We start from the raw sequence: 11,227 nt of genomic DNA on the forward strand, positions 1-11,227 counted from the left end.
GTCGAGCATCCACTTGCCGGGGGTCTGGTGCGGGGTCACGCTGCGGACTCGGTCGTAGACGTAGTCGTAGAGCTCGTCGAGGCCCACGTGGCCGTCCTGGTCGCGGTCGGCCTCGCCGGATTCCAGGCCCTCCACCAGGGCTGAGGTGAAGACCGACGGTTCGCCCTCTGAGGAGTCGGCGACGGAGGCGCCCTCGAAGGCGTACTCCATGGCTGACGACGCGGTGATCACGGCACGGCCGCTGCCGCCGAACTGCTCTTCCAGGCCCACCGAGCCGCCGGCGCGGGCGACCATGCCCCGGCCGAACGCGCCGGAGTAGCAGCAGTCCAGCAACAGGACGATGCGCCGGGAGCGGGAGCGGTTCATGCGGCGGGCCACGAAGTCCGCGGCGACGGCGGTGCCTGCCAGGCGGGAGAGCTTGGTGCCGGAGGTGGCGAAGTGGAGCTCGCCGGCCTCGTCCTTGACGCCGTGGCCGGAGAAGTGCAGGACCAGGAGGTCGTCGGGCTCGCGGTCGGCGAAGAAGTCCTCGACGGCCTCGTTCACCTCGGCGGCAGAGGAGTTGATCATGGTGCGTACGTGGAAGCCGCCGATGCGCGGGTCGGCCAGCACCTCGCCCAGGCGGGCGGCGTCGTGGGCCGGTGCGCGCAGGGCGGAGAGGCCGGGGTCGGTGAACTCGTAGCCGGCGATGATCAACGCGTAGCGGTGGAGGTGGCGGCCCAGCCACTCCGACCGTTGTGCGAGCTCGTCCGCGGTGGGAGCGCCGGTCAGTTCCAGGGGGTCGCCGTCGGCCTCGATGGTCACGGAACGCTCGCGGCGCTGGCCCAGCCACGAGGACACGGCGTTGATGAGAGCGGCCAGGACCGTGGACTGGGAGATCGTGGTCAGCAGGGTGCCGAGCTCGGCCAGGTCGACGGCCTTGGCGCCTTCGGCGGTCTCCCGGAACGCCCGACACGGCCACGAGCTCCTGCAGCTCGGACCGCAGGAACGCGGTGAGCTGGTCGATGCGCTCGTCGTCGGCCCCATCCTCATGAACGCGCAGCGTGACGTCGGTCATAGCGGCCTCCTAAGAGATGAGGTCGCTCAATCACGCGAAAGCATTACGACGGGTCGGAACCCCGGAACGCTCCCCACCACAGGCCCAGCACGGCGGCGATCACCGTCGCCGTGATCCAGCCCGTGAAACCGCTGGCGTCCAGATAGGCCCAGAACAGGCCGACGAACGGCGCGGGCACCATGAACACCGCGTCCGCCCGCAACTGGGCGAGCAGGCCGCGCGGCGCGCGCGTCTCCGGATCAGGCTGTGCGGGATTGTCCGCGCGCCGGCCTCGGGGGTGCTTCGTCACCACGCGTCCGGACGGGTAGATGGTCACGCCGTCGACGACGGCGACCCTGCCGCCGCGCAGTTCGACGTCGACCGGCGACGGCAGCGTCACGAGCACCGGGTCGTAGTAGACGGGCAGCCACCGCTCTGTCGGCCCGTCGATCTCCAGCCACGAGCGCACCATCAGGCCCGACTGCAACCGGATCCGCCGCACGGACACCGTCACCGACGAGGAACGCACCGCCCGGATGGCCAGCAAGAACCGTGCCAGGCCCACGAACACCACCAGCAACGCCACGGCGACGGAGAACGTCACGCCGCCCAGCGCACGATCGGTCTCCAGGAACAGGTCCGATCCGGGAATCACCGCTCGAGCCGGGTCCGCGGGGTCGAAGGCGACCTGCGTCTGCCGCCCCACGAACCGCGCACCGTCCTCGTACGGAACGCGAGCCGACCCGGAAGGCCACCGGACCTCGACCGCACCGTCCGAGAAGGACACGACCTCACCGACCTCACGAGCGGTCAGGGAGGACAGGACAGCGCGACCGTCCGAATAGGACAGCCACGAGAACAGCGCGACCACGAAGCAGACGGACAACACCATCGCCGTGGCGAGAACACCATGACGCAGCGCACGGGCCCCGGACCGCAACAAAGGAAAGCTCCCAACAGAAGCGAACGGCCCGGCGGGAGACCCGCCGGGCCGTTCAACAGCTAACTGCACGTCACTCGGTGAAGCCCATGTTGATGTAGTCGTACGGACGGTTCGCGAACGCGACGGCACCGAAGTTCGCCACGTTGCTCTTCACCGCGACCGCGCCGGGCAGCTGGTAGAGCGGCAGCTGGTGGCCCAGCTCCCAGATCTTCTTGTCCGCCTCGTTGGCGAGGTCGGCGCGCTTGGCGTCGTCCAGCTCACCGTTCGCCTGCTCGAGCAGCTTGTTGACCTCTTCCGAACCGATGCGACCGTAGTTCTGGTTGGTGCTGGCCGGGTCGAGAGAGTAGATGCCCTTGCTGTCCGAGATCGGCGTGGCCGAGGACAGCCAGCGGAAACCGGTCATGTCGAAGTTGCCGACGTTGACGTACTGCTTGAAGAAGTCGGTCGACGGCACGGCCTGGATGTCGACCTTGGCGCCGATCTCCTTCAGCTGCGACTGCACGAGCTTCGCGATCTGGTCGGAGATGGGGTTCGGCGTCGGGATGACGTACCGGACGACGAGCTCCTTGCCGTCCTTCTTGCGGGTCTCGCCCTCGAGCTTCCAGCCCAGCTCGTCGAGCTGCTTCTTCGCGGCTTCCTTGTCGAACGACGCGATCGCCGAGTTGTCCTTGTACTCCTTCGTGCCGAGCAGGAAGAAGTGGTTACCGGTGACCTGCGCGTCGCCCTTGAGCATCTGGCCGAGCAGCGCCTTGCTGATGGTCTTGGTGTCGATACCGCGCATCAGCGCGACACGGAGCTTCGCGTCCTTGAGGATCGAGGAGTCCGCGCCGTTGAACGTGATGTGCGAGTAGTCCGGCGTGATCGCCTGGCGGATCGTCACACCCTGCATCGACTTGGCACGCGTGAAGTTGTCGATGCTGGAACCGATGTCGAAGAAGTCGATCTGGCCGTTGGCGAGCGCGTCCGCGAGCGCGGGACGGTCGACCTGACGGAACGTGATCTTCTCCAGCTTCGGCTTCTGGCCCCACCAGGCGGCGTCACGGACGACCGTGACGAGCTTGCCGGTGCGGTCGATCGTGCCGATCTTGAACGGACCGGCGGTCACCTTCGGCGCGTCGGCCCAGCCCTTGTTGAACTCCTCGGCCGAGGAGGACATGGACTTCGGGTAGAGGGGCGAGAACATGCCCTTCCACTCGGCGAACTTCTTCTTGAACGTGACCTTGACGTCCTGGTCGGTCGCGCCCTTCTCGACCTTCTCGATGTCCTCGTAGCCGGTGGTGCCGGCGACCTCGTAGGCCTTGTCGGTCCCGTTGAGGGACTTCCACATGGCCTCGAAGTCCTGCCAGGACAGCGCGGTGCCGTCCGACCACTTGGCCTTCGGGTTGATCTTGAACTCGAGAACCTGCGGGTCGGTCGAAGCGAGCTTCGCGTCGTCGAGGAAGTCCTTGTTGACCTCGATCGTCGAGTCGGCCTTCTGCTTGTACAGGTTCGGCATCAACGTGTCGATCATGCGCCGGCCGTCGGCGTTGGTGCCGTCGAGCTGGTTGTAGTTCCAGTTGTCCGGCAACTGGTCGACGGGCCAGCGGAACTCGCCGCCGTCCTTGACCTTGGACCCGTCCTGCGGGTTGATGTCCGCCTGACCGACCGTGCCCTCCGACCCCTTCAAGCCGGAGTCGGTCTTGCTGGGCCCCCCACACGCGGTAAGCGTGAGGGCGATCGCGGCCAGCGCGGTCACTCCCACCTTGGTACGTCGACTCACTGTCGTGAACCTCCCTCGTGCCCGGACACCAGTTGCCGGGGACACTGTTCCTTCGTGCTCGCAGGTCTTCTGAGGCGACGGATGCATCAGAGGACCTGACGGATCTGGGCGAAGTGGCAGGCGGCCTCGTGGTCGGCGGCCTGCGCCTCGCGCGGTGGTTCGAGCTCGATGCACGTGCGCTGCTTCTCGGGAGGCAGCGAGGCGTGCAGGAAGCACCGGGTGCGGAACCGGCAGCCGGACGGCGGGTTCGCCGGGCTCGGCAGGTCGCCGGTGAGCAGGATCCTCTCCCGCTGGCGTTCCTTGACGGGGTCGGGAATCGGGATCGCCGACAGCAGTGCCTGCGTGTACGGGTGGCGCGGCGCGTCGAACACCGAGTCCACCTCGCCGATCTCGACGATCTTCCCGAGGTACATCACGGCCACGCGGTCCGCGATGTGGCGCACCACCGACAGGTCGTGTGCCACGAACAGGTAAGCCAGGCCCAGCTTGGACTTCAGCTCCTCCAGCAGGTTGATGACACCCGCCTGGATGGACACGTCCAGCGCCGACACCGGCTCGTCGAGCACGACGAGCTTCGGTTCCAGCGCGAGGGCCCGCGCGATGCCGATGCGCTGGCGCTGACCACCGGAGAACTCGCCGGGGTAGCGCGACAGCTGCTCGGGACGCAGCCCGACGAGGCGCATCAGCTCCGGCACGCGCCGGTTGATCTCGTCCTTGCCGTAGCCGTGCACCTGCATCGGCTCTGCGATGACGTCGTTGATCGTCAGGCGCGGGTCGAGCGAGGCCATCGGGTCCTGGAAGACCACCGACATGTCGCGGCGGATCTCCTTGCGGCGCTTGGAGTCCAAAGAGGACACGTTCGTGCCGAGCACGGAGATCTCGCCGCTCATCGGCCTTTCCAGGCCGAGGATCTCCATGAGGGTCGTGGTCTTGCCGCAGCCCGACTCGCCGACCAGGCCGAGGGTCTCGCCTTCGCGGATGTCGAAGGAGATGCCGGCCACGGCGTGCACGGTGCCGACGCGGCGCTTGAACACCACGCCCTTGTTGACCGCGTACTCCTTGACCAGGTGGTCGAGCTCCAGCACGGTCTTGCGCTGCTCGCGCGGCACCTTGGCGATCTCCGGCTCTTCGACGACCTCGGCGCCGAAGATCTCGGCTGCCGCCTCGGCGCCCTCGCTGGCGGTCGCGGCGATCTCGCCGGTCCTGATGCACGCGGCGTGGTGCTCGGGCGAGCCGTCCACGTCGATGAGCGGCGGTTCCGCGGTGTGGCACGCGTCGACGACCATCGGGCAACGCGGCGCGAACGGGCACCCCGGGGGAGGTCCGTGAGCGACGGCGGCTGGCCGGTGATCGGGACGAGAGGCTGCTTCTCACCGACGTCCAGGCGCGGGATCGAGCCGAGCAGGCCGAGCGTGTACGGCATGCGCGGCCGCTCGTAGATCTCGTCGACCTTGCCGGTCTCGACGGCACGGCCCGCGTACATGACCATCAGCCGGTCCGCGAACCCGGCGACGACGCCGAGGTCGTGGGTGATGATCACGATGCCCGCGCCGGTGACCTCCTGCGCGGTCTCGAGCAGCTGCAGCACCTGCGCCTGCACCGTCACGTCGAGCGCGGTGGTCGGCTCGTCGGCGATGATCAGGTCGGGGTCGTTGGCGATCGCCATCGCGATCACCGCGCGCTGCCGCATGCCGCCGGAGAACTCGTGCGGGAACGCCTTGGCGCGTTCGACGGCGTTCGGGATGCCGACGAGGTCGAGCAGCTCGACCGCGCGCTTCGCGGCCGACTGCTTGGTCACCCCGCCCTTGCGGTGCACCAGGATCGCCTCGGCGATCTGGTCGCCGACGGTGTAGACCGGCGTCAGCGCGGACAGCGGGTCCTGGAACACCATCGAGATGCGCCGGCCGCGGATCTTCGACAGGTCCGCGTCGGAACGGCCGATGAGCTCACGGCCCTGGAACTTGATGGAACCGGTGATGCGCGCAGAGGACGGCAGCAGGCCCATGACGGCGAGCGACGACACCGACTTGCCGGAACCGGACTCACCGACGATGCCGAGCACCTCGCCGGGCGAGACCTGGTAGCTCAGCCCGCGCACGGCCCGCACGCGGCCGGACTCGCTGGGGAAGGACACGTGAAGGTCTTCGACCTGCAGAACCGGTCCTTCGACGACCGGGTCCGCCGGCGAGTCGAACAGGATCTCCGAACTGGTCATCAGGCGGCCTTCTCCTTGGTGTCCTTCTTCTCCCGCTTGCGCACGCGCGTGGAGGTGGGGTCGAGCGCGTCACGCAGACCGTCGCCGACCCAGTTCACCGCCAGCACGAACACGACGAGGAATCCCGCCGGGAACAGGAACAGCCACGGGAAGGTCGTCGCGGACTCGGCGTTGCCGCCGATCAGCGTGCCGAGCGAGACGTCGGGCGACTGCACGCCGAAGCCGAAGAAGCTCAGGCCCGTCTCGGCGAGCACGGCGGAACCGACGTTGATCGTCGCATCGATGATCAACAGTGACGCCATGTTCGGCACGATGTGCTTGGCGATGATCCTGCGAGCGGGCTGGCCCATGAACTTGGCCGCCTTCACGAACTCGCGCTCCTTCAGCGTCAGCGTCATACCGCGCACGATGCGGGCGGTGATCATCCATTGGAACGCCGCCAGCATGAGCACGAGCAGGAACCACGACTTGCCGCGGAACCACGGGCTCAGAATGGCGATGATCAGGAAGGACGGCAACACGAGCAGGAGGTCGACCACCCACATGAGCGCCTTGTCGGCGTAACCGAGGAAGTAGCCGGCGGCCGCACCGACGATCGCGGCCACGGTGGTCGAGATCAGCGCCACGAGCAGGCCGATGATCAGCGACTTCTGCAGTCCGCGCATGGTCAGCGCGAACATGTCGGTACCGATCTTGTCGGTGCCGAAGATGTGGTCGGCGTACGGCGGCTCCAGGAACGCGGAATAGTCCTGTGTGTCGTAGCTCCACTTCGACAGAAGCGGGCCCACGAACGCCAGCACGTACATGCCGATGATGAGGACCAGGCCGACCAGCGCCAGCTTGTTCCGCATGAAGCGGATGAGCACCAACCGGCCACGCGTCATCGCCTTGCCCGGATCGGGCGCCGCGTCGACGGGGCTGCCGGAGGCGGCGCCGGCGGTTCCCGCGGAGTCGCCCTCGTTGAGGATCACGGTCACGTCGTCGTCACCTTGCCTAGTTCACACGGATTCGGGGGTCGAGCGCGGCGTACAGCACGTCGGCGAGCCAGCCGGAGAACAGCACGCACACCGCGACGAACAGCGTCACCGTGGCGGTCACGTTCGTGTCCTGCGCCGAGATGCCGGTGACCAGCCAGTCACCCATGCCGAACCAGCCGAAGATCCGTTCGGTGAACGTGCCACCGACGACGAGCAGACCGAAACCGAACGCGAACAGGGTCGCCATCGGGATCAGCGCGGTGCGCAGGCCGTGCTTGAACAGCGCCTTGCGGCGGGTCAGGCCCTTGGCCTGGGCGGTGCGCAGGAAGTCGCTGCCGAGCACGTCGAGCATCGACGAGCGCTGGTAGCGGCTGTAGTAGGCGATCTGGCCGAGCGCGATCGTCAGCGTCGGCACGATCAGGTGCTGCAGCCGGTCTCCGAGGTGCTCGAACCAGTTGCCCTGGAAGCCCGGCGTTGTCTCACCGACGAAGATCAGCACGTTGGTGCCGATCGAGTTGTTGATGCCCTGCGCACCCATCTTCAGCAGCGTGCCCAGCACGAACACCGGGGTGGACAGCAATATGAAGCTGAACAGGGTCGCGAAGTAGTCGCTGAACTTGTACTGCCTGATCGCGCTGACCACGCCGAGCAGCACACCGAACAGGATGCCGATGGTGATGCCGAGCAGGAACAGCCGCAGGCTCACCCCGATGCGCCTGCCGAGCTCGTCGGTGATCGGGCGGTCGGTGATCGTGCGGCCGAAGTCGCCCTGCACCACGCCACCCATCCACGTCACGAACCGCTGCGGGATCGGCTGGTCGAGGTGGAGGTCTCGTTTTTTCGCCTCGATCGATGCCGCCGGTGGCGGTGGGTTGCGTTGTTGCAACACCCCGATCGGGTCGAACGTGACGGAGGCCAACGTGAACGCGAGGAACGTCGCCACTAGGGCGAGCACCACGTAGTTGACCAACCGCCGCAACAGAAATCCGGCCACCCGTGTTCAGTCCTCTCCCCGGTGGTTGCGACGTCGGCGCACTGGATTGCAGTGGACGAGTTGCAAGAGATTAACCGCCGATCCGGCGGACCGCCGCCCACCCCCACGATTACGTGGGGGCCCACTGACCGGGCCATAGTCACCCATGCGTGGTGGAAAGGTCGGACGAACTGCCACATCAACAGTTGACTCTCGGCAATTGTGTGTCCAAGCGTGACCATTGTGCGTCCGGATCGCTGTATTCACCGTGAAGTTCTGTCGCGACGCGGATGGGTCTGACGCATCCGGGTGAATGCAATGACCGGACGTTGTGGGACAAGCAGCGCAATGTGATCCAAAACCGGGCGTCACGCTGCGGAGCCCATTGAACGTGCAGCGTTACTGCCCGGACGAGGAGCAGGTCAGGCGTCCGTCCAGCGCACTGGCGCCTGCGCCACCCCGCCGACCAGCCCATCCGTCCTCGGACGCAGTGCGACTACGTCCGCCGCTGGACCGAACGCCGTGAAGCACGTCACAAGGGCGCGAACACTTCTGCCGGCTAGGTGATGCGCCAGAGCCGGCGCCCGCGATCACGAAGACCTGGTCGCCGGCCTTCTCCGCGGCCACGACCTCGCCGGTGGGACCGTCCGCCGACCGCTCGTCCTTCTCGGACACGAGCTTCACGCCGTTGTGGTCGATGAACAGCGTCGGGATGCCGTTGACGGGAACAGGTGCAGCGAGCGACTGGTTGTCGCCGACCGGAACGTCCGGAGTGGTCAGCTTCTTCCAGTCAGGGCCCGACCACCACGCGAGCTTGCCCTTGCTGCGGCCGACGACGTGGCAGGTGCCGTCCCAGCAGCGGGCGGCCAGCGCGGCGTCGCCGTCCGGGAGCGTGGCCGTGGTCCAGGTCGTGCCGTCGAACTGCCAGACCGCGGCACTCACGGTGCCCTTCGCGATCTGCCAGCCGACGACGAGCGCGCCGTCGCCGTTCGGCGTGACCGCGAGCGGGAAGCGGAGAAGCTCCTGCGAGCTCTCCAGCACGGTGCCGCCGGACGGCTGGCGGGTCCACGTGTCCGCCGCGTACGTCCACATGGCGATGTCGAGACCGGCCTTCGCGCTCTGCCAAGTTCCGATGATCAACGGACCCTGCTTCGTACGGACCACACTGATCAGCTCACCCGCGCCGTAGCCGCCGAACGTGCTGAACCCCTGCGGCTTCTCGACGATCTGCCGGGTGTCGCCGGTCCAAGCGCTCCATCGGACGTTGCCGTGCGCGCCACCGCGTTCGCCGCCGACGCCGGTGATCGTGGTGCCGTCGGAGGAGATCCCGTACCAGTGCGCTTCCTTGCCGTACGGAGTCGCCGGGATGAGCCTGGCGTTGCTCAGCTTGCCGTCCTTGGTGCGCGTGACCAGTTCAGGGTGGTCGGTCGGACGGGTGCCGATCACGAGCATGTCGCCGTGTGTGGCCAACGCTTCCGGCGTGGCTGTGAGGTCGACGGCGGTGAAGCCGACGGCGTTGCCCGCGCCGCCTGAGGAGCAGCCGGTGAGGACCAGCAAAACCACGAGCGTCAGCCTCCACATGCGCGCCAGTATGACCACATGCGCCCCGACCCTGGCCAGGTGTTGCACTTCTCCGAAGATCCTTCGATCACCCGGTTCGTTCCGCACCTCGCGGCCACCGCGCAGCAGCCAGGGGAGTACGTGTGGGCGGTGGACGCGGGCCGCTCCCCCGATTACTGGTTTCCCCGGCAGTGCCCGCGGGCGATGGCGTGGACCGCCGAGGGATCCTCCGACGAGGACCGCGAGCGGATCATCGGGCCTGGCTGCGGCGAGCGGGTGCACGCGATCGAGTACGGGTGGCTGGAGCGCATGCGAACCGTCCAGCTGTACGCGTATCGGTTGCCCGCAGGCGTGTTCCGGCCGTTCGACGAGAAGGGGGACGGCCGGGGGCACGCGATGGTCGCGACCGAGCCGGTGGTGCCGCTCGGGCCCGCCGAACGGGTCGGCGACCTGTTCGCGCTGCACGAGGAGGCGGGCATCGCGCTGCGGGTGCTGCCCCGGTTGTGGCCGTTCTGGGACGCGGTCACGGTCAGCTCGCTCGGGTGGAGCGGCATCAGGCTGAGGAACGCCTTGCCGCGTTCAGTGGAATGATCTGCGCCCATGCGGGTGCTGCTGGTGGAGGACGACGAGCCGATCGCGGAATCGCTCAGGCGCGGGCTGTCCCGTTACGGGTTCGAGGTCCAATGGGTCCGCACGGGCACGGAGGGGCTGGAGGCCCAGCCTGCCGACTTCGCTCTGGTGCTCGTCGACCTCGGGCTGCCCGACATGGACGGCCTGGACGTGTGCCGTGAGCTGCGAGCCCGCGGTGACGTGCCGATCATCGTGATCAGCGCGCGGTCCGACGAGGTCGACCGGGTGGTGGGACTGGAGATCGGCGCCGACGACTACGTCACCAAACCGTTCGGGGTGCGTGAGGTCGTCGCACGGATGCGCGCGGTGCTGCGGCGCGTGCAGCCTGCTCGGTCGGAGCCCGCCCAGGAGTACGGGCGGTTGCGCATCGACCGGCGCGGGCGGCGGGTGCACCTCGACGGCGCCGAGGTGGAGCTGACCCCGAAGGAGTTCGACCTGCTCGTGTTCCTCGCCGAGGAGCCGGGCGCGGTGTTCACCCGCGAGCAGATCATGGAGGCCGTGTGGGACGAGAACTGGTTCGGTCCCACCAAGACCTTGGACGTGCACGTGGGGGTGCTGCGCCGCAAGCTCGGTGACGCGGCCTCGCTGGAAACCGTGCGGGGCGTCGGGTTCCGGTTGGTGCTCCCGTGATCCGCCAACTCGTCTGGAGCTACGTGCTGCTGGTCGCGGTGGCGGTCGCGGCGTTCACCGTGCCGGTGGCGTTCACCCTGAACAACCAGCTCTACGGCGACGCGGAGAACACCGCGCGCCGGGAGGCCGACACCGCCGCGCTGCTGCTGGCCTCCGGCGACACCCGGTCGTTGAGCGCGCTCGTCGACGCCTACGAACGGCAGACGCTCGGCAAGATCGACGTGCTCGGCCCGGAACCCCCGGACAAGGTGTGGGACTCCGACGGGCTGAAGCTCACCGTTCCGGCGACGCGACCCGACGGCACGGTCGTCGGCGCGATCCGACTGTCCTATCCGGACGATCCGATCACCGACAGGCTCTGGCAGATCTGGGGTTTCCGCGCGGCGCTGGCGGTCGGCGTGCTGATCGTGGCGGCGTTCCTCGGGCTGTGGCTGGCGCGGCGGGTCACCCGGCCGTTGCGCGAGCTGAACGCGATGGCGGGACGGCTGCGGGACGGCGACCTGACCG

11 protein-coding genes are annotated in these 11,227 nt (G+C 68.0%); 3 read left to right on the top strand and 8 right to left on the bottom strand.

The features are described 5' to 3' along the window. The 8 genes from FXN61_RS41220 to FXN61_RS41250 form a co-directional block, all read right to left on the bottom strand. Positions 1–1,029: caspase family protein (locus FXN61_RS41220; RefSeq protein ID WP_167979293.1), on the bottom strand; the 1,029-nt coding region annotated here is incomplete at its 3' end. Positions 1,030–1,097: 68 nt separating this feature from the next. Next, entirely contained in the window at positions 1,098–1,976 is an 879-nt protein-coding gene (locus FXN61_RS41225) for a hypothetical protein (RefSeq protein ID WP_167979294.1), read from the bottom strand. 70 nt (positions 1,977–2,046) lie between these two features. After that, a complete protein-coding gene (locus FXN61_RS41230; protein ID WP_312878401.1) occupies positions 2,047–3,735 on the bottom strand; it encodes an ABC transporter family substrate-binding protein in 1,689 nt (562 codons plus the stop codon). Between the two features lie 86 nt (positions 3,736–3,821). Continuing rightward, positions 3,822–4,736 (bottom strand): ABC transporter ATP-binding protein, encoded by a 915-nt coding sequence (locus FXN61_RS53615; RefSeq protein WP_312878402.1) that lies wholly within the window; start codon positions 4,734–4,736, stop codon positions 3,822–3,824. Beyond that, entirely contained in the window at positions 4,622–5,950 is a 1,329-nt protein-coding gene (locus tag FXN61_RS56745) for an ABC transporter ATP-binding protein (RefSeq protein WP_376770804.1), read from the bottom strand. The genes FXN61_RS53615 and FXN61_RS56745 overlap by 115 nt, the downstream gene beginning before the upstream one ends. After that, entirely contained in the window at positions 5,950–6,927 is a 978-nt protein-coding gene (locus tag FXN61_RS41240; protein ID WP_312878403.1) for an ABC transporter permease, read from the bottom strand. The genes FXN61_RS56745 and FXN61_RS41240 overlap by 1 nt, the downstream gene beginning before the upstream one ends. A gap of 16 nt (positions 6,928–6,943) precedes the next feature. Continuing rightward, on the bottom strand, positions 6,944–7,921 hold the full coding sequence (locus FXN61_RS41245) for an ABC transporter permease (RefSeq protein WP_167979296.1): 978 nt from the start codon (positions 7,919–7,921) through the stop codon (positions 6,944–6,946). A gap of 378 nt (positions 7,922–8,299) precedes the next feature. Beyond that, positions 8,300–9,481 carry a hypothetical protein gene (locus tag FXN61_RS41250; RefSeq protein WP_167979297.1) on the bottom strand — a complete coding sequence of 394 codons (1,182 nt, stop codon included), beginning with the start codon at positions 9,479–9,481 and terminating at the stop codon, positions 8,300–8,302. An 18-nt stretch (positions 9,482–9,499) separates the two neighbouring features. Here FXN61_RS41250 and FXN61_RS41255 point away from each other — a divergent pair, with 18 nt between their 5' ends. From FXN61_RS41255 to FXN61_RS41265, 3 genes are all read left to right on the top strand, one after another. Then, entirely contained in the window at positions 9,500–10,051 is a 552-nt protein-coding gene (locus FXN61_RS41255) for a DUF6886 family protein (RefSeq protein WP_167979298.1), read from the top strand. 9 nt (positions 10,052–10,060) lie between these two features. Further along, positions 10,061–10,720 carry a response regulator transcription factor gene (locus tag FXN61_RS41260; RefSeq protein WP_167979299.1) on the top strand — a complete coding sequence of 220 codons (660 nt, stop codon included), beginning with the start codon at positions 10,061–10,063 and terminating at the stop codon, positions 10,718–10,720. Further along, a partial coding sequence (locus tag FXN61_RS41265) for a HAMP domain-containing protein (protein WP_167979300.1) occupies positions 10,717–11,227 on the top strand: 511 nt, incomplete at its 3' end. The genes FXN61_RS41260 and FXN61_RS41265, both read left to right, overlap by 4 nt.

The sequence above is a fragment of the Lentzea indica genome (genome assembly GCF_012184385.1).
Classification (GTDB): domain Bacteria; phylum Actinomycetota; class Actinomycetes; order Mycobacteriales; family Pseudonocardiaceae; genus Lentzea; species Lentzea indica.